Annotated in this window: 15 protein-coding genes and 2 pseudogenes; 11 read left to right on the forward strand and 6 right to left on the reverse strand. The window is 71.0% G+C overall.

Going from position 1 to position 18,762, the window contains the following annotated elements; all coding sequences use genetic code 11:
* From AOQ53_RS20205 to AOQ53_RS20230, 7 genes and pseudogenes are all read left to right on the forward strand, one after another.
* A pseudogene (locus AOQ53_RS20205) lies at window positions 1–298 on the forward strand (hypothetical protein); the annotation flags it as partial.
* A 471-nt stretch (window positions 299–769) separates the two neighbouring features.
* Entirely contained in the window at window positions 770–3,007 is a 2,238-nt protein-coding gene (locus tag AOQ53_RS20210; protein WP_059419238.1) for a glycoside hydrolase domain-containing protein, read from the forward strand.
* A 10-nt stretch (window positions 3,008–3,017) separates the two neighbouring features.
* The gene (locus AOQ53_RS20215; RefSeq protein WP_063888916.1) at window positions 3,018–3,476 is read left to right on the forward strand and encodes a hypothetical protein; all 459 of its coding nucleotides are present in this window, start codon (window positions 3,018–3,020) and stop codon (window positions 3,474–3,476) included.
* Window positions 3,473–4,243 carry a twin-arginine translocation signal domain-containing protein gene (locus AOQ53_RS20220; protein ID WP_059419242.1) on the forward strand — a complete coding sequence of 257 codons (771 nt, stop codon included), beginning with the start codon at window positions 3,473–3,475 and terminating at the stop codon, window positions 4,241–4,243. The genes AOQ53_RS20215 and AOQ53_RS20220 overlap by 4 nt, the downstream gene beginning before the upstream one ends.
* Before the next feature lie 57 nt (window positions 4,244–4,300).
* Window positions 4,301–4,638, forward strand: a pseudogene (locus AOQ53_RS46385) (ABC transporter permease); the annotation flags it as partial.
* 449 nt (window positions 4,639–5,087) lie between these two features.
* Window positions 5,088–5,762, forward strand: a complete 675-nt coding sequence (locus tag AOQ53_RS20225; protein WP_020273752.1) for an RNA polymerase sigma factor — start codon at window positions 5,088–5,090, stop codon at window positions 5,760–5,762.
* A complete protein-coding gene (locus AOQ53_RS20230; RefSeq protein ID WP_059419243.1) occupies window positions 5,762–6,766 on the forward strand; it encodes a hypothetical protein in 1,005 nt (334 codons plus the stop codon). Before AOQ53_RS20225 ends, AOQ53_RS20230 begins: the two co-directional genes overlap by 1 nt.
* Window positions 6,767–6,968: 202 nt before the next feature.
* On the opposite strand, the gene AOQ53_RS20235 is transcribed toward AOQ53_RS20230, so the two are convergent.
* Window positions 6,969–7,817, reverse strand: a complete 849-nt coding sequence (locus AOQ53_RS20235; RefSeq protein WP_059419304.1) for a L,D-transpeptidase family protein — start codon at window positions 7,815–7,817, stop codon at window positions 6,969–6,971.
* Between the two features lie 146 nt (window positions 7,818–7,963).
* Here AOQ53_RS20235 and AOQ53_RS20240 point away from each other — a divergent pair, with 146 nt between their 5' ends.
* Window positions 7,964–9,544 carry an acyl-CoA mutase large subunit family protein gene (locus AOQ53_RS20240; RefSeq protein ID WP_059419245.1) on the forward strand — a complete coding sequence of 527 codons (1,581 nt, stop codon included), beginning with the start codon at window positions 7,964–7,966 and terminating at the stop codon, window positions 9,542–9,544.
* 39 nt (window positions 9,545–9,583) lie between these two features.
* Window positions 9,584–10,231 (forward strand): leucine efflux protein LeuE, encoded by a 648-nt coding sequence (gene leuE / locus AOQ53_RS20245; protein ID WP_059419246.1) that lies wholly within the window; start codon window positions 9,584–9,586, stop codon window positions 10,229–10,231.
* A gap of 165 nt (window positions 10,232–10,396) precedes the next feature.
* On the opposite strand, the gene AOQ53_RS20250 is transcribed toward leuE, so the two are convergent.
* On the reverse strand, window positions 10,397–11,794 hold the full coding sequence (locus AOQ53_RS20250) for an FAD-dependent monooxygenase (protein WP_059419247.1): 1,398 nt from the start codon (window positions 11,792–11,794) through the stop codon (window positions 10,397–10,399).
* A 74-nt stretch (window positions 11,795–11,868) separates the two neighbouring features.
* Here AOQ53_RS20250 and AOQ53_RS20255 point away from each other — a divergent pair, with 74 nt between their 5' ends.
* Window positions 11,869–12,519 (forward strand): TetR/AcrR family transcriptional regulator C-terminal domain-containing protein, encoded by a 651-nt coding sequence (locus AOQ53_RS20255; RefSeq protein ID WP_059419249.1) that lies wholly within the window; start codon window positions 11,869–11,871, stop codon window positions 12,517–12,519.
* A 9-nt stretch (window positions 12,520–12,528) separates the two neighbouring features.
* Here AOQ53_RS20255 and AOQ53_RS20260 read toward each other — a convergent pair whose 3' ends face one another.
* The 4 genes from AOQ53_RS20260 to AOQ53_RS20275 form a co-directional block, all read right to left on the reverse strand.
* Entirely contained in the window at window positions 12,529–13,449 is a 921-nt protein-coding gene (locus AOQ53_RS20260) for a class I SAM-dependent methyltransferase (RefSeq protein WP_059419250.1), read from the reverse strand.
* A 63-nt stretch (window positions 13,450–13,512) separates the two neighbouring features.
* Window positions 13,513–14,667 (reverse strand): acyltransferase family protein, encoded by a 1,155-nt coding sequence (locus tag AOQ53_RS20265; RefSeq protein ID WP_059419251.1) that lies wholly within the window; start codon window positions 14,665–14,667, stop codon window positions 13,513–13,515.
* Window positions 14,668–14,845: 178 nt separating this feature from the next.
* Window positions 14,846–16,177: an alpha-2,8-polysialyltransferase family protein gene (locus AOQ53_RS20270; RefSeq protein ID WP_059419253.1), complete on the reverse strand. Its 1,332-nt coding sequence runs from the start codon at window positions 16,175–16,177 to the stop codon at window positions 14,846–14,848.
* Window positions 16,177–17,163, reverse strand: a complete 987-nt coding sequence (locus AOQ53_RS20275) for a glycosyltransferase family 2 protein (RefSeq protein ID WP_059419255.1) — start codon at window positions 17,161–17,163, stop codon at window positions 16,177–16,179. The genes AOQ53_RS20270 and AOQ53_RS20275 overlap by 1 nt, the downstream gene beginning before the upstream one ends.
* Window positions 17,164–17,361: 198 nt before the next feature.
* Here AOQ53_RS20275 and AOQ53_RS20280 point away from each other — a divergent pair, with 198 nt between their 5' ends.
* A complete protein-coding gene (locus tag AOQ53_RS20280) occupies window positions 17,362–18,732 on the forward strand; it encodes a DUF6716 putative glycosyltransferase (protein WP_099054644.1) in 1,371 nt (456 codons plus the stop codon).
* Window positions 18,733–18,762 lie beyond the last annotated feature (30 nt).

Consider the following 18,762-nt stretch of genomic DNA (forward strand, 5'->3'; position numbering starts at 1 on the left):
CGTCGAGGCCGCGGGCAGTGAGAAGAACGTCACGGCGTACTGCGCCGAGCAACTGGCCCGGGTCGAGGTGAGGCCCGGCAGCACGGCCAAACCGGAGAAGAGCGCGGAAGCCCCCGGTTCCAACGGCGCCGACAACCGCTCGGGCAACGCGGACACCGGCGCCGGCAACGCGGACAACGGCGCGGGCAACGCGGAGAACGGATCGGGTACCGCGCAGAGCGGCGGGAGCGGCGCTGCCGACGGCTCCTCGTCCGAGGGCCAGGGCAAGCCCGCCCAGCCCGACGACCGCCGTCCGTAGCGGAATTCCGCAACAGGAGCCGGAGAGCCACGTGTCGGCCGCCCGGCCGCACCGAGTTCCGCCGCAATGTCGCAGCCAGGTATCCGCTTAAAAGTGGCGGTCCAACACATTCCGTTTGCCGCAGTGCAGTTGAGACGCATGGGCGGGCGAAAGGTTGTGTGCACGTTCGGCGTCACCTTGGGCACAGACTCATCACAAAAGGCCGCTCGCCGGGACCGATCTGAGTGCTATTGCTGGGATCGATCCGAGATCGTCTGATGCTTGGGCCATGAAATGGTCAAGTGAAAGCTTCTTGACGGGCGTTGATTCCACCCGTGCATCTCCGTTCTCCCTTTGTGCGGAATCGGGATACCTCAGGCGCCAAAGAGTCCGGACGGCGGGACCTCACCCGCCCAGTGCCGCTCGCTCCACCCACCAAGTGCCGCCCGATCCCAGGAGCGGCCCCGCATCCTCCTGCTGAGAGGGCACTTCATGGCCGACGAGATGGTGCGTCAAGCCCAGGTCTTCATCAATCGCACTTACGGCAGCCGCATCGGCATGACCGTCGAGGAGAACGGGCAGACCGGCTGGCCCACCATGTACGCCCTGACCCGCGCGCTCCAGTACGAGCTGGGCATCACCAACCTGTCGAACAGCTTCGGCCCGGCCACCCTGGCGGCCATCGCGGAGAAGTACGGCAAGATCGACGCGTCCAACGTGCCGTCCGCGGACTTCTGCCGGATCCTCCAGTCCGCCCTGTACTGCAAGGGCTACGACGGCGGGGCCATCGACGGGACGTACAGCGCCCGGGTCCAGCAGTCCGTCGCCGAGCTCAACGCCGACATGGGGCTGAGCGCGGTCTATCCGGGCAGCGCGCTGTGGCCGAAGGTCATCAAGGGCCTGTTCAACATGGACGCGTACGTCACCGTCAGCGGCGGCTCCAGCGCGGTCCGTTCGGTGCAGCAGTGGCTCAACGGCAAGTACGTCCTGCGCAAGGACTTCTACATCATCCCCTGCGACGGCCACCACTCGCGCGACGTCGCCAAGTCGATGCTCTTCGCCGTCCAGTACGAGCTGGGGATGGCGGACGGGGTCGCCAACGGTGTCTTCGGCCCCGGCACCCAGTCCGGCCTCAAATCGCACACCCTGTCGGTCGGCAGCTCCGGCAACTGGGCACGGCTCTTCACCGGCGCGATGATCCTCAACCAGCGGTCGGTCGCCTTCGGCAACTTCACCAGCGCGGTTTCCACCGCCGTCCAGAGCTTCCAGTCGTTCGCGAAGCTCCCGGTCACCGGCAAGGGCGACTTCTCCACCTGGGCCTCCCTCCTCGTCTCCTACGGTGACCAGAGCCGCAACGGCGAGGCCTGCGACGGCGTCACCAAGATCACTGACGCGCGCGCCGCCGCCCTCAAGGCGGCCGGCGTGAAGTACATAGGCCGCTATCTCACCAACCCCAGCGCCACCTCCCTCCCCGAGAAGGCCATCCAGCCCGGCGAGCTGGCCACCATCGCAGCGAACGGCCTGCGCTGCTTCCCGATCTACCAGACCTACGGCCGGGACGCCGACGGCTTCAACTACGCGGCCGGGCGGGCCGCCGGCCAGGCCGCCGCCAACGCCGCCCTCGACCACGGCTTCAAGTCCGGCACGCGGATCTTCTTCGCCGTCGACTTCGACGCGCTCGACCACGAGGTGACGTCCAACGTCCTGCCGCACTTCAAGGGCATCGTGGACGCGTTGGCCGCCGACGGCGGACGGTTCGGGATCGGTGTGTACGGGCCGCGCAACGTCTGTACCCGGGTCGGCGAGGCCGGTCACTCCACTGCCTCGTTCGTCTCCGACATGTCCTCCGGCTTCTCCGGAAACTTCGGCTACCCGCTGCCCGCGGACTGGGCGTACGACCAGATCGTCACCCGCACCGTCGGCTCCGGCACCGGCTCCATCGAGATCGACGTCAACATCGCCTCCGGCCGCGACACCGGCCAGGGTTCCTTCAACGCGCCCCGGCCGCCGCGCCCCGACGTCGGCTTCGACGGCTCCTTCCTCAACGCGCTGCACGAGGACCTCAGCCGCTACATGCGCAGCATCGGCTTCGAGGACGACGGCGGAACCGGCACCGACGCCCGCCTTTTCACCCACACGCAGTGCTTCGAGACGATCATGTCGCACGACGCACAGACCACCCAGCTGTCCCGTGCGTACAACATGCGCAAGGCGCTGATCCAGACCTCCGCGTACTGGGAGATGCGGCACTACGACCTGATCGACCAGGGCGTGGACCACCAGGTCGCCTCCTACCACCTCAATGGCGTCGGCATCGTCAAGGACTCCTCGACCGGCATCGGGCAGATCAGCGGCGAGGTCGGCATCCGCGCCTGGAACCACTGCATCGACAAGGGCTTCGTCACCGGCACCCGCACCGACCCGACCAAGGACGCCGACATCTGGGCGATGTGGCAGAAGGTCAACAAGGACAACGCCTTCACCATGAGGACCGTGCCGCTGATCCACCTGTGGGGTGTCTCGGGGAAGCCCGGCGGCAAGAACCCGCCGGCCGGCGAGACCACCCTGCGCGCCATGAGCCTGAACTACACCGAGGGCGAGATCTTCGAGATCATCCGCCGCTACCAGGGGTGGGGTGACCAGGCCGAGGCCGATGCCGCCAAGCGGATGGGGCTGTACCACATCTTCGAGAAGTACAACAACCTTGTCCGGCAGCTCGCCGGCGGGTGAGGTGGTCGCCATGACCTCCTCGTATCCCGCCGCCCTGCCCCTGCTGATCGGCATCGTCGCCGCCGCTGTAACCGCCTTCGGTCTCACCGGATACGGCTTCTCGGCGATCGGCACGGGCGGCCCGGGGGCCGTGGCACGCGGCGGGGCCGCGCTCGCCGGAGCCCTCGCCGCAGTCGCCTACGCCTGGGGCCTGGTGTCGCTCTTCCTCGACGAGAGCGGCACCGCCCAGGCCTGCCAGGACGCGAACCCTTCGCTGTACGGGCACGTGAGCGGCTACAGCGTGTCCTATCTGCCGCCTGCCCTCAACTGCCGCATGTCGTCAGGTGGTTCGTACTCGGCAGCCGTCCCCGGCTTCCTTACGCCCGTGATGACGGGCTGTGCGGTGATCGCGGTGACGCTCGCCCTGATCGCCGTCGCCGAACACCGCCGGACCACCACACCCGAGCATTCCGAGAAGAGGACCACGTGAGCGCCACTCCCGCCCGCCCGCTGTCCCGCAGAGGTTTCCTGCTGCGTGCCGCCGCCGTCACCGCCGCCGCGGCGGCGCTCCCGCACTCGCAGGCGCTGGCCTCCCCTGCGTACGCCGCCGAGCCGCGGGACTACACCTTCCCCAAGGCGGTCCGCGAGGGCGTCGCACGGGCCGAGGCCCGTAACGAGCGACTCCTCGCCGGGGCCCGCTCGGCCAACGGGTGGGACATGGAGACCGCCGCCGACCAGGGCGGATCCATCGCTGCCCGGCCCGTGCCGGGCACGCCGGTGACGGACCTCCAGGTCCGGCTCGGCGCTCCCGAGACCGTGCTGGTCCACCTCGTCCGCCGCTTCCACTACGAGATCGCCGAGCTCCAGCCCGGCGAGGCCGTCGGCTGGACCGCTCCGAAGGGGCTCAGGGGGCCCGCCCGCAACCTGGCCTCCGGCACCGCCGTCCGCATCCGGCCCGGCCACTACCCGCCCGGCACCAAGGGCGGCTACTTCCCCCTGGAACTCGCGGTTCTGCGCGACATCCTCGCCGAACTCGACGGTGTGGTCCGCTGGGGCGGTGACGACCGCGCCGTCAACGAGGCCCTCTTCTATCTCGCCGTCGGCCCCGAGGACACCCGCCTGACAGTCGTCGCCGAACGCCTCCGCGTCGGCGAGGCGACCGCCGGCGAGGGCGCCGGCACCCTCGTGGACGTCCATGACAAGCGCCGCCGCTCAGCCGCGGACGCCCTCGCCCGCCACCAGCGGAAAGCGGCCTGACGCCGCCGCGATCCGTATCGAATTCCGGGTGCAAAGTTGAAGGCTAGGCGACCAGGGGTGTGTCTCATCACCGGGGCAGTCGGAATCGCCAACACCACGCTGGTGGCGGTGCTGGAACGAACCGGAGAAATCGGTCTGCGACGCGCTCTGGGCGCGCGTGGCATCACATCACCCTGCAGCTTCTGACCGATTCCGCAGCGCTGGGCCTCGTCGGCACCTCGATCGGCACTGTCGTCGTGGTCACTGTCGCCGCGGCGAGGCAGTGGCCGCCGGTGATCGATCCCGCCGCCTTGGCCGTCGCCCCGGCACTCGGCCTGGCCGCCGGTCTGCTCGCCGGCATGTACCCGGCTTGGAGAGCATCCCGAATCCCACCCGTCCAAGCGCTGCGCCGTTGATGCCGATGTGAGACAGCACTCATCGGACCACACCATGGACCAGTGCGGGAAGCGCCGCTTCGAAGGCGCCCACAAGCTGACGGCCGGCGGTCGAAGCGATATGCGCGGAGACGGCCGAGGCCGCCACCCCCCACAGGAGAGGCCCCGGCCGTCGCGCGGTACGGGCCGCGCGGCGGCCCGTACTACCTACAGCGCCCGGGGTGCGTTTTCTGTCACACCTCGCCGTGTCACGGCTTAGTTGCATCCTGGGCGGACATGGACGGGGAGTGGTTTCAGGTCGTAACGTGCCTTTCGCGCCAACGCGGAGGCACCAAGACCACCGCAACCACCTGCGGTCTTGTTACCGCAACCACCTGCGGTCCTGTTACCGCAACCATCAGTTGAGGAACCACGACGGCGAGAACCCGGCCCGCGAAAGCGGCGCCGGCTTAGGCGCAGAAGGGCGCGCGGTGCTGGGGGACGACGCGGAGCTGACCGCCGCGGTGCGCGCGGCACAGGACGGAGACGAGACCGCGTTCCGGACTGTGTACCGGGCCGTGCACCCGCGGCTGCTCGGGTATGTGCGGACGCTGGTCGGCGACCCCGACGCCGAGGACGTGACGTCCGAGGCCTGGTTGCAGATCGCCCGGGACCTGGAGCGGTTCACCGGCGACGCGGACCGCTTCCGCGGCTGGGCCGCCCGCATCGCCCGCAACCGCGCGCTGGACCACATACGCATGCGCGGGCGCCGCCCCGCGATCGGCGGCGACGAGACGGAACTGACCGGCCGGGCCGCCGAGTCCGACACCGCCGACGAAGCCATCGAGGCGCTCGCCACCGACGGCACGTTCTCCCTGATCTCCCGGCTGCCGCAGGACCAGGCCGAGGCGGTCGTGCTGCGCGTGGTCGTGGGGCTCGACGCGAAGACCGCCGCGGAGACCCTCGGCAAGCGCCCGGGCGCCGTCCGTACGGCGGCCCACCGGGGCCTGAAGCGGCTCGCCGAACTGCTCGGCGACGATCCGGAGGCCGATCCGGAATCGGCCGGGGTGCTCGACGCTCTGCCGCCGCAGCGAGAACCGCGCGGTGGTGCCATGGCGTCCGCACGTGTGACGCAAAGCGTCGCGCGGACGCAGAAGGATGTGTGATGGCCGACGAGCAGTACTGGTGGCTGGACCGCGAAACGGCGGAGCGTTTGCTGAGCGGAGAGCCACTTGAAGCTGTCGACGGCGCCGCGCCGGACGAGGCCGAACGTCTCGCCGCAGCGCTCCGCGCGCTCTCCGTCTCACCCCCGCCGACCAGCGAGGAACTCCCCGGTGAGGCCGCGGCGATGGCCGCCTTCCGCAAGGCGCGCGCGGAACGCGCCGACACCGGAGCGGCCCCTGCGGCCGACGGCGGACAGGCTCGTACCGAGGTCGCCGACGCCGGGCTGGTCCGGATCGCGACCCCGCGCGGCAGCGGCTCCGGCGACGTCCGGCGGCCGCGCTGGGCCCGCCCCGCGCGCCTCGCCCTGGCCGCCGTGCTGGCCGTCGGCATGGCCGGCGGTGCCGCCCTCGCGGCCGGAACCGGAGCCCTGCGGGCACCGTTCGGCAACGACGACCCCCACCCCGGCTCCTCGGTCTCGGCCGCTGCCACGCCTCCCGAGCGCCCGTTGGTGTCGCCCTCCCCGACCGACGCCGCGCAGGGCGGGTCCACGCCCGACGACGCCCCGAGCGGCGGCTCGACGGGCGGCGCCGGTGACCCCGGACGGGACGTGGCAGGCGACGACCCGGCCCCGAAGCCCGACTCCGGCGACCGGGGAGACCACCCCGGCGACAGCCGCGGGAAGATCGCTTCCGCCTGCCGCGACCTCCGCGACGGAAAGCGGCTGGATGCCGACCGCAGGCGCGCCCTGCGGGACGCGGCGGGCGGCTCCCGGCTCTGGAAGTACTGCAAGGGCGTCCTGTCCGGGTCCGGCGGCCGCTCGGGTGAGCGGCAGGACGAGGACACGGACCGGCGCCACCGCGAGGACAGGTCCGGGAAGCAGGACCCGAAGCGGGACGACGACGGGAAGAAAGCCGGGAAGCGGGCCGACAAGCGCGCCGACAGGCAGGCCGGCGACGCTGACGCCGCGGACCGCGGCCGGTCCACGCGGTCTCTCGCACCCCTTTGACCTGCGGTTTCGCACTCCTTGGAAATTTCCTCGCCGAGGGTGTGACGTTTTCGGTCGCCCCGGCGCAGTAATGAGTGAGCCGACTGGTCATCGGCCGTCGCACAGAGCCGGGGTTCCCCCCGTACCTACGGCTCGTGCACCTGAGCGCGGGCGGGACACGTTCCCCCGGTCCCGCCCGCGCCCCAATCCCCCTTCCGCGTCCTCACCAGGACACGACGACCTTGTCGCCGTCGCGGACCTGCGCGTACAGCTCCGCGATCGCCCCCTCGTCCCGTACGTTGACGCAACCGTGCGAGGCGCCCGCGTAGCCCCGGGCCGCGAAGTCGGGGGAGTAGTGGACGGCCTGGCCGCCGCTGAAGAACATCGCGTAGGGCATGGGCGAGTCGTAGAGCGTCGACACGTGGTCGCGGGACTTCCAGTAGACGGAGAACACACCCTCCCGGGTCGGTGTGCCTTTCGAGCCGAAGCGGACCGCCATCGTCGACACGGTCCGGCCGTCGATCATCCAGCGCAGCGTCCTGCTGGTCTTGTCGATGCACAGCACCCGCCCGGTCGTGCAGCGCGGGTCCGGCGGATCGGCCGGCTGGCCGCCCATGAGGTACAGGTCCCAGGTGCCCGGCTCGCGGGTCATGCCCAGCAGCCGCTGCCAGGTGACGGTGTCGGTCCGCCCGGTGCGCGGCAGCCCCCGTTTGCCCTGGAAGCCGCTGACCGCCCGCTCCGTCGACTCGTCGTACGTCCCGGTCGGCCCGGCGAAGAGCCAGGCGACCTGCCGCAGCCGGGCCTGGAGCTCGCGGACGTCCCGGCCGGTGTCGCCGCGGGACCACAACACGCGGGACGGGGCGGGGGCGGCGCTCGGCTTGTCGTCGCCGGGCGGAGCGGTGCTCGGCCCGCCGCCGTCGTCGTCGGGGGTGCGGTCCGGGGACGGGGTGCCGCCGGGTAACTCGATGTGCACCGGTGAGCGGCGCTTCCCGTCGCCGTCGGGAGCCTGCACGGTACAGCCGGCCAGCACGGCCGCCCCGGCGACTGCCACCGCGATCACTGCTCTCCCCATGCCCGTGGTACGCACGCGGCCCTCCGTCGTCTCACCGGTGTGCCCGGATGTCACCTGAGATGTTCCCCTGGGGTGACCCTTCGCGAACCAGGGGGCATGGTGGTGAGCGAGGTCCCTACAGTCCGTCCTGCGGGAGGCATCAGACCATGGCGCGCGAGTCGGAGTCCGGACTGCCCATCGAACCGGTCTACGGGCCGGACGACCTGCGGGACTGGGACCCGGCACAGAAGCTGGGGGAGCCGGGGGCGTACCCCTTCACCCGCGGCGTGTACCCGACCATGTACACCGGCCGGCCCTGGACGATGCGCCAGTACGCGGGCTTCGGCACGGCCGCCGAGTCCAACGCCCGCTACCGGCAGCTGATCGCCCACGGCACGACGGGCCTGTCGGTCGCCTTCGACCTGCCCACCCAGATGGGCCACGACTCCGACGCCCCGCTCGCGCACGGCGAGGTCGGCAGGGTGGGCGTCGCCGTCGACTCGATCGACGACATGCGGGTGCTGTTCGGCGGTATCCCGCTGGACCAGGTCTCGACGTCGATGACGATCAACGCCCCCGCGGCCCTGCTGCTGCTCCTCTACCAACTGGTCGCTGAGGAACAGGGCGTCGCCGCCGGCCGGCTGACCGGCACGATCCAGAACGACGTCCTGAAGGAGTACATCGCCCGCGGGACGTACATCTTCCCGCCGAAGCCCTCGCTGCGCCTGACCGCCGACATCTTCAAGTACTGCCAGGCCGAGATCCCGAAGTGGAACACGATCTCGATCTCCGGCTACCACATGGCCGAGGCGGGCGCGAGCCCGGTGCAGGAGATCGCCTTCACCCTCGCCAACGGCATCGAGTACGTCCGCACGGCGGTGGCGGCCGGCATGGACGTCGACGACTTCGCGCCCCGCCTGTCCTTCTTCTTCGTCGCCCGTACGACGCTCCTGGAGGAGGTCGCCAAGTTCCGCGCCGCGCGCCGGATCTGGGCACGTGTGATGAAGGAGGAGTTCGGCGCGGAGAACCCCAAGTCGCTGATGCTGCGCTTCCACACGCAGACGGCGGGCGTCCAGCTGACGGCCCAGCAGCCGGAGGTGAACCTGGTCCGCGTCTCGGTCCAGGCACTGGCGGCGGTTCTGGGCGGCACCCAGTCCCTGCACACCAACTCCTTCGACGAGGCGATCGCGCTGCCCACGGACAAGTCCGCGCGCCTGGCCCTCCGTACCCAGCAGGTCCTCGCCCACGAGACGGACGTGACGGCGACCGTCGACCCCTTCGCGGGCTCCTACGTCGTCGAGAGGATGACGGACGACGTGGAGGCCGCGGCCGTCGAGCTGATGGTCAAGGTCGAGGAGCTGGGTGGCGCGGTCGACGCCATCGAGCGCGGCTTCCAGAAGAACGAGATCGAGCGCAGCGCCTACCGCATCGCCCGGCAGACCGACTCCGGCGAGCGGGTCGTCGTCGGCGTCAACCGCTTCCAGCTCGACGAGGAGGAGCCGTACGAGCCCCTGCGCGTCGACCCCGCCATCGAGGCCCGGCAGGCCGAACGCCTCACCCGGCTCCGCGCGGAGCGCGACCAGCCGGCGGTGGACGCGGCCCTGGCCGCCCTGAAGAAGGCCGCCGAGGGCGAGGACAACGTCCTGTACCCGATGAAGGATGCGCTGCGGGCCCGTGCCACGGTCGGCGAGGTGTGCAACGCCCTGCGGGAGGTGTGGGGGACGTACGTCCCGAGCGACGCGTTCTGATCCTCCTGCCGCCCCCACGCTCGTGCGACACTCCCTTCCATGTTCGGTGTCGTCGATCTGCCCACCTACCTGGCGGGCCTCGTCCTGATCGTTCTGCTGCCCGGTCCCAACTCCCTGTACGTCCTGTCCGTCGCCGCCCGGCGCGGTGTGCGTGCCGGGTACACCGCCGCGGCCGGGGTCTGGTGCGGGGACACCGTGCTGATGACGCTGTCGGCGGCCGGGGTCGCGTCCCTGTTGCAGGCCAACGCCGTGCTGTTCGGGATCGTGAAGTACCTGGGGGCCGGCTATCTGGCGTGGCTGGCCCTGGGCATGCTGCGGGCCGCGTGGGGCATGTGGCGGACGCGTGCGGAGCGGTCCGCCGGTACGGAGGCTGCCGCGCCCGCCGGGGAGCGGCCCTTCCGCCGTGCCTTCGTGGTCAGCCTGTTGAACCCCAAGGCGATCCTCTTCTTCGTCGCCTTCTTCGTGCAGTTCGTCGACCCGGGGTACGCCTATCCCGCCCTGTCCTTCGTCGTCCTCGGCTCTCTCGCCCAGCTCGCCAGCGTGCTCTACCTCAGCGCGCTGATATTCGGCGGCACCAGGCTGGCCGCGGCCTTCCGCCGCCGGAGGCGTCTGTCGGCGGGGGTGACCTCGGCGGCGGGCGCGCTGTTCCTCGGGTTCGCGGTGAAGTTGTCCCTCGCGAGCGCGTGACTAGTGCCGCGGCAGGCAACGTTCGCCCCGTCGCGACGCCCGGCACGCACTCTCGCCGCACCGGGCAGAGGCCCAAGTACATCCAGTACGAGGGCTTGCACCCGGCACGCCGAGAGCACGCACCGGACGCCGCTCCTTGACGGGCAAACGTTGCCTGCCGCGGCACTAGAGACCGGCGCGTCCCAGGTACTGCCGCAATCCGTCGCCCGTTTCGCCCGCCCAGCCCACATAACCGTCCGGCCGTACCAGGAACAGGCCCTTTCCGTACGTCGCCTGCTCCGCCCCGCTGACCCCGTGCACCGGCTCCGGCAGCGCCGGCGTCTTCGTCCCCACCGCCACCAGCGTCCAGTGCGGCCCCCGGAAGGCGTCGAAGAGCCGTACGCCGTCCAGCTCGCCGTCCGGTGCGCGGTCGCCGGCCCGGAGGGCACCCGGGGCGGTACGTGTCTCCCGGGTGAGTGACGAGTCCCGGTACCCCAGCCCCAGTTGGCGGGTCGCCGCGCCGCGCCGCGTCTGCCCGCGGTGGACGCTCGTCGACAGGCCGAGCATGTCCGCGGCGATCGGGCGCCGTTCCTCCTCGTAGGTGTCGAGGAGCGACGCCGGCGCACCGCCCGTCAGCACCGCGCCCAGCTTCCAGCCCAGGTTGTAGGCGTCCTGGACACTGGTGTTGAGGCCCTGGCCGCCGGCCGGGGAGTGCACGTGCGCCGCGTCGCCGGCGAGGAAGACCCGCCCGGAGCGGAAGCGGTCCGCCAGGGCCGCCCGGGGGCGGAAGTCCGAGGCCCAGCGCACCTGGGTCACGGCGTCCGGCGCGAGGTGCGAGCGGGCGGCGACGACCTTCCGTATGCCCTCCAGGGAGGGGTCCGGGGCCGTCCCGTCCGGGAACCGCGCCATCAGCTGGAAGTCCTCCGTGCCGGCCAGTGGGCAGATCGCGAGGAGGCCGTCGCCGTCCCCGCGCGGCGGGAAGACGTGCCAGTTGTCCCGGTCCAGGCCGCTGATCCGGACGTCCGCCACCAGCGTCGGGTTCGGGTCGACGGTCTCGCCCGTCATACCGATACCGAGCAGCCGGCGTACCGTCGAGCGGCCGCCGTCCGCCGCGACGGTGTACCGGGCGGTGACGGGCTCACCGGAGGCGAACTCCGCGCGGACCCCGTCCGCGTCCTGCGTCAGGCCGACGAGCTCCCGGCCGAAGGCCACCGTCCCTCCCAGCTCCGCCAGCCGAGCCCCGAGGATCTCCTGCGTGCGCCATTGCGGCACCATCCACGGCCCGGTGTACGGCGAGTCCTCGCTCTCCTCGGCCGGGTCGAACATCCGGTGCTCGCCCGCCCGCCTGCCGTCCCGCCAGATCATCCCCACCGGGTAGGGGCCGCCCGCCGCGCGGATCGCGCCGAGCACGCCCAGGTCGTCGAAGACCTCCATCGTGCGCGGCTGGATGCCCTTGCCGCGCGAACCGGGGAACAGCGCCCCGGCCCGCTCGACCACCCGCGCGGCCACCACACGCCGGGCGAGATCGATGCCGAGCGCCAGACCGGTCGGGCCCGCACCCACCACCAGCACGTCCGTCTCCATGAGCCACTCTCCCCTTAACGTTGTTAAGTGCTGCCCTTTCCGAGGGCCGCCTTAACGGTGTTAAATTGTCAAGCGTGAGTACGGAACGACGTGAGCCCCTGGACCGCCGACGGGTCGCGGACACCGCGCTGCGGCTGCTGAACGAGGTGGGCCTCGACGGCCTGACGCTGCGCGCCATCGCCCGGGAACTGGACGTGAAGGCGCCCGCCCTCTACTGGCACTTCAAGGACAAGCAGGCGCTGCTCGACGAGATGGCGACGGAGATGTACCGCCGGATGGTCGCCGGGGCCTCGCTCGACCCGGGCGACACCTGGCGGGAACGGCTGCTGAAGGCCAACCGGGGGCTGCGTGCCGCCCTGCTGGACTACCGGGACGGAGCCAAGGTGTTCAGCGGCTCACGCTTCACCGGCGTCGAGCACGCCGGGCAGATGGAGGACAACCTGCGCCTGTTGACGGCCGCCGGCTTCACCCTCGCCCAGGCGGTCCGGGCGCTCACCACGGCGTATCTGTACACGCTGGGCTTCGTCACCGAGGAGCAGGGCGTCCAGCCGCTGCCGGGCGAGCGGCGCGAGGGCTGCGACGTGAACGAACGCGCCCGCCTGATGGCCGACTTTCCCTTGTCGGCCCAGGCGGGCGCGGAGATCTTCGAGGACTACGACGGGCACTTCGAGGAGGGACTCGCCCTCGTGATCGAGGGGATCGCGGCGCGGTACGGGGTCTCATGACACCCCGGGTCAGGAGCGCTGCGCGCGTGCCCGCCGTACGGCCCGGGTGACCACGGGGGGCAGCAGGTCCTTGGCGAGCCGGCGGGCCCGGGAGGGGGCGGGCCGGGCCGGGCGTGCCGCGCGGGACTCGGCGACAGGGGCGGCCGGGGGACTGGCCGGCACCGGTGCCACGTAGTGCCGGGAGGGCGGGAAGGGCGGCGGCTTCATGCCCCTGGAACGGGCGCGGACCAGCCGGTGTCCGGCCGCCTCCTGCACGCTCAGCCCGACGTCCGTGCGCTGCCGCAGCATGTCGAGCAGCTCCTCCTGGAGCGGCTCGGGGTCGCCCCAGGTGCCGTAGAGCTTCTGCGTGCTGAGGCAGACCGGGCGCAGGCCCCGGTTGAGGACGGCTTCCCAGGCGGCGACCGAGACGCCCGGCGTGTGCTCGGAACGGAAGTCGTCGAGGACCACGATGCCCTCGGGCATCAGGATGTCGTGGGCGGCGCCGATGTCGCCGTACACGTGCTCGTACAGGTGCGAGGCGTCGACGTGGACGAAGCGGCAGGTGCCCGGGGCCACCTTCTCGGACACCACCGAGCTGGGGGCCGCGATCACCGTCGGCAGGGTGTCGTGGAAGGAGAGGTAGTTCCGCTCGAAGGCCTGCTGGGTGAGCGAGGCGTACGACTTCGTCGCCTCCGCCTGGTTGGCCCCGTCGGGGGCGTCGCCCTCGAACAGGTCGCAGACGGTGAACTTCTCGCCGTCCTGGAGGTGGTGGCCGAGGAGGATCGCGCTCTTGCCCATGTAGACGCCGAGCTCCAGCAGGTCTCCGCGCATCCCCTGCTTCTGCTGCCGCTCCAGGAACCAGGTGAACAGCATCTGGTCCAGCGGCGGGAACCAGCCCGGGACGTCGGCGAGTTCGCCGGGGTACGTGTCGGTCGCTTGTGCGTTGGTCATGAGACGAGCCTTCTCCCTGAGCGGTGCTGAAACCGACGGTTGGTTGAACGTCCCGTGAACAGCTCAGCGGGTCTTGGCCAGCAGGGCCCGCAGTCGTGGTGTCAGCGGCTTCTCCACATACTGGTTCAGCAACCATGCCAGCATCAGCATTGAGGCCACTGTCAGCGAGAATGTCGCCGCGGACGGCAGACCCAGGCCGCTGTGCAGGGCGTGGATCACCACCCAGCCGAGATGCTCGTGGACGAGGTAGAACGGATACGTCAGCGCCCCCGCCACCGTCAGCCAGCGCCAGTTAGCCCAGCGCAGCCAGCCCAGCGCGATCGCCGCGACCGCGACGAAGCCGAAGGTCACGACGAGGACGATGCCGAGCGAGGAGCGGTACGAGAAGCCGCCCGCGTCGGGGGCGTGCCACAGCCCCTGCACCGCGAAGTGCTGACCGATCAGCCAGCTCACGGCGACGATGCCCCACCCGTAGGCGTCCCGCCGGTCGAGGTGGACGAGGTAGAGGCCGACACCGCCGATGAAGAAGGGGGCGTACTCCGGCATCACGACGATGTCGAGCAGCGGCATGTGCGCGTTCGCCGCGATCACGGCCGCCAGCATCCAGCCGGCGCAGAACATGATCACCCGGCGGCGGTTCGCCCCGGGGAGCACGACGCACAGCGCGAACAGCGCGTAGAAGCGGACCTCCGCCCACAGCGTCCAGCACACCCCGAGCACCCGGTCCACGCCCAGCGGCATCTGAAGCATGGTCAGGTTCACCAGCGCGTCGCTCGGCGAGACCGCCTTGTAGGCCACCATGGGCAGCGCGAACACCGCAGTCACGAGCGCGACCGCCACCCAGTAGGCCGGCAGCAGCCGGGAGGCGCGGGAGGCGAAGAACGACTTCAGCGGCCGGCCCCAGCCGCTCATGCAGATCACGAACCCGCTGATCACGAAGAAGACCTGGACGCCGAGGCAGCCGTAGGCGAAGTACTCGTGCAGGGTCGGGAACTGCTCCTTGGGCGAGCTGCCCCAGGCCTCGGAGACCTCACCGTCGCGCCCGCCGTAGTGGTACGCCGCCACCATCAGCGCGGCCACCAGCCGCAGTCCGTCCAGGGCGCGCAGCCGGCCGCCGGAGTCCTTCCGGCGCGGGGGGACGGTCGTGGCGCCCGGTGGTTCGACCAGCACGGTGACTTCGGGCCGGGGCTTGGGGGTGCTGACGACCGTCTCGGTCACGCTGAAAACCTCTGTAGTAGCTCGTATGTTCACCTGAGCCGCCTGGGGGCGGGTGGGGGCCGACTGTCACCCTAGGGCGGAGGTTGACGCTGAAACGTTCGACGGAGTCAGCCTTCGCCCGCCGGTCTCCACGGGTTCATCTGGATGTCGCCGAGCCCGGCAGCCGGGCGGACCGGCCTCAGCGGCGCACCGCCTTGCGCAGCGCCCGCGCCCGCCGGACCACCCTGCGTGCCGTGGAGTTGCGGGGCAGGAACGCCAGCCGCTGCGGAATGCCGCCGGGCAGTCCGAGCGAGGTGAGACGGCGCTTCTTGAAGTAGCGCCGGGTGCGCGGACCGAGATGGCGGGCGAGGAACTGTTCCGCCTGCGGGCGCAGGTCCGGATAGATCTGCGGCTGCATGGTGAACCCGACCGCGGTCACCAGGTCGGACAGCAGCTCGGTCGGGAGCAGGTCGCCGTCCTTGGCGCCGTCCAGGTCGGGCAGCAGCGCGTCCGCCAGGGTGGTGGGGATCCGGTTGCTGTTCTGATACGGCGTCAGCCGCTCCAGCAGCAGCTCGGTGCCGATGCGCGCGACCGGCAGCTCGTAGAACACCGAGGCCGTGAACAGCGCGGTGGAGAAGCAGCCGACGACCAGCGCGGGCCGGGTCCGGTCGAACAGCACCTCGGCGAGCACGGGCGTGTCCAGCACGGTGAGGTCCACGCCGAGCTTCTCGGCCTCGGTCTCCAGGGCGCGGCTGTAGCGGGCCGGTGCGGTCGGATGCGGTTTGAAGACGACCGTGCGGTGACCGCGGGCGACCGCGCCCCGCATCATCCGCACGTGCAGGTCCTCTTCCTCCTCGGGGGAGAGGATGTTCAGCGCCGACAGGTACTGGCCGAGCAGCAGCGCCGCGTCGCCCGGCAGGTCGGGCAGCTCGGGCACGGTCTCGGTGACCTCGCCCAGCACCTTGAGGAACGCGGGTGACGGCACCAGCCGCGCCGGCACCTCGAACTCGGTCAGCAGCATCGGCGTGAGCCCCGGCACCAGATCGAGGTGCAGCAGCCGCCGCACGCGCGTGCCGACCAGCGGGTCGAGCTTGTTGCGGGTGGGGCCGTAGCTCATCAGCCCGTCGGCGTAGACGTCGATGGGGGCGTCGGTGAACAGCTGCGCCACCGTGAGCGCGGGTGCGACCTGGATGGACTCCAGCACCAGGCTCACCCGGTCGTCGCCGAGGCCCCACAGCATCCGCAGATAGCGCTCGAAGAGCGGGATGTCGTCGGAGCGCGGCGTCCACGCCCCGGGGTGGAACGGGCGGATGGCGTCGTTCCAGGACAGCACGTCGTCGAAGTGCTCGCGCAGCGGCGCGAAGCCCGGCATCTCGTCGAGGGCCGGAGTGGTCTCCGGGGTCGCGGAGTTGTTGAACACCAGCAGCACCCGGCGATCCGGCTCCTCGAAGAGGTCCGAGTCGATCGCGGCGGCCAGGGTGGCGACGCCGTACAGCGTCGAGGCGCAGAAGATCTGTGTGGTCCCGGGCATCAGGCGGCCGCTCCCGCGGGCGTGACCCTGCGCCGCAGCCGCCGCAGCTTGGACGAGCGGTCCATGTCCATGGCCTCCAGTGCGTCACCGAGCGCGTCCTGCGGCATACGCTTGATGGCCGCCGCGCTCATCGACCGCAGCTGCCTCGCCACGGCCGGTTCGAACCTGTCTTCGTTGGAAAGGTGGTGCGCGATGATCGCGCAGTACGTCCGTACCGCCTTCGGCAGCAGCCGGTCGGCCTCACGGTCGGCGGCCGTCTCCTCGATCACCTGGTCGAAGGCGCGGATGAAGTCGAGCTGGCGGACATCTCCGATCTGGGTCAGGGACGAGGCCACCCCGCGCCGGTAGAACACGCCCAGCAGGCTCACCACGGCGAACGACTCCGCCTCGCGGTGCAGCTTCCAGATCCACGGCCGGTCCTCGGCCGTGCGCAGCCCGTCGGTGAAGTGGAGCACGCCCCGGTCGAGGAGGCGGCGGTGGTAGGCGCCGGCCCAGGCGTAGGCGTAGTCCACCGAGGTCGAGCGGTGGGAGGGGAGGATCGCCTCCCGCGGGTCGAACGCCTCCCAGCGCCGGCCGACCGGCACCCGGGACACGGAACGGGCGCGCGCGGTGGCCTGCACATGGTCGGTGCGGATGAAGTCGCAGCCCAACTCGTCCAGGGCGGACACCAGTTCGGCGAGATAGCCGGGGGCCAGCCAGTCGTCGCCGTCCAGGAACGTCAGGTACTCGCCCTGCGCCGCGTCCAGGCCGGTGTTGCGGGCGGTGGCGAGCCCTCCGTTCTTCTCGTGTCGGATGTAACGCACCTGCGCGACATCCGACAGGTCCTCGGCCGCCCGTTCGAGAATGGCCGGTGTTTCGTCCTTCGAATGGTCGTCGACCAGGATGAACTCGAAATCCCGGTCGGCGTTCAACCGAAGACTTCTGAGGGTGTCCGGGGCGTATTGCTGCACGTTGTAGAACGGCACGATCACGGAAAGCTTAGGCACCCGCAAAACGTTAGGAGGCCGTCCGGCTCCGGAACTTTCCGGTGCACATACACTGGGTGAACTCAATGTGTCAGAACGGTGCACCCCGTGTACTTCCCGGTTCGCCACGGGCCAGTTCGGCTCCCGGTGGGGTGTTGTTAACTTTTCGTTGAGTCGTGGTTCCGCCATACCTAGGAATTGCTTCCTAGCGTCTTCAACGTGCCAGCAAGTACACCGAAGCGCCCGCGAATCGCCGTCCTCGCGGACTCCGACACCCGTTGGAAATGGGGTGCGCTCACAGCGCACCGCATCGCCCCGGGACAGTCCATGGAAACCGCACCGCGCGAGGCCGCGCAAGTCGGCCCCGCCCTCGACGGATTCCTGCTGCGCGGAAGGGCCACGCCCACGCCGCGCCAGTTGGAGGAAGTGGGCGTGCGCGCCGACTCGCTGCGGGAGGTCACCGCCGCCGAGTTCCTGCGCACCATGGCCGAGGAGTCCTACGACGTCCTCGTCCTCGCCCTCGTCGGCGGCGGCGTGCAGGCGATGCTGCACGGCCTGGGGCGCGTCTGGGAGGACCGCCCTTCGCGGCCCGTCGTCGTCACCGGCTACGTCGGCGTCGTCTACGAGAAGCTCGCCGACGGCCTGCTGCTGCGGCACGGCGCGGACCTGGTCCTCGCCAACTCCCGTCAGGACGCGGACCGTTTCCGGGCCGTCTACGAAGGGGTGGGCGCCGACGCCTCGTCGGTGACCGAGGTGGCCCTGCCGTTCCTCGGCGGTGACGCCTATGAAGGCGAACACGACCCCTCTGCGAAGCAAGGGCGCAGGCCCTACACGGTCGTCTTCGCCGCCCAGCCCTCCGTGCCGGAGAGCCGCAAGGACCGTACGTACCTGCTGAACCGGCTGGTGCAGCACGCCCGCAGGCACCCCGAGCGCGAGGTGCTGCTGAAGCTGCGGTCCCGGCCGGGCGAACACACCACCCACATCGAGGAGTTGCCGTACCAGAAGCTGGTGCAGCGCCTCGACCCGCCGGCCAACTTCCGCCTGGTCTACGGGAACATGGGCGAGGTCCTCGACCGCACCGACCTGCTCGTGACGGTCAGCTCCACGGCCGCCCTGGAGTCGCTGCACCGCCGCATCCCGACCGTCGTGCTGACCGACCTCGGCGTCCGTGAGGCCCTCGGCAACCACCACTTCGTGGGCTCCGGCTGCCTCGCCTCCTGGGACCAGCTCGACGCCGGGCACCGGCCGGCGCCCGACGAGGAGTGGGTCTCCCGGCAAGGGGTCGTGGCGGACGGCTCCTACGAATCCGCCTTCGACGCGGCGCGCGAACGCATCGCCAAGCTGCTCGACCGGCCTGGCGGCCTGCCGCCGCTCACCCCGTACTACACACCCGTCACCGCGCCCGGCTATCTGCCCGGGATCCTCGCCCGCCACCACCTCGGCCCGGACGGCACCCCGCTGCCCGGCGCGCCGGCCGCCGACAGGGAGCCCGGCCCGGTCCGGCAGATCGTGCGCCGGGCGGCGCGCGGCGCCTACCGGCACGGCGTGCAGCGCGTGGCGCCCGTCATCCGGCGGATGGGGGAGCTGTGAGCCGCCCCGAGCCCTCCGCCCAAGGAGCCC

Source organism: Streptomyces azureus (assembly GCF_001270025.1).
Taxonomy (GTDB): domain Bacteria; phylum Actinomycetota; class Actinomycetes; order Streptomycetales; family Streptomycetaceae; genus Streptomyces; species Streptomyces azureus.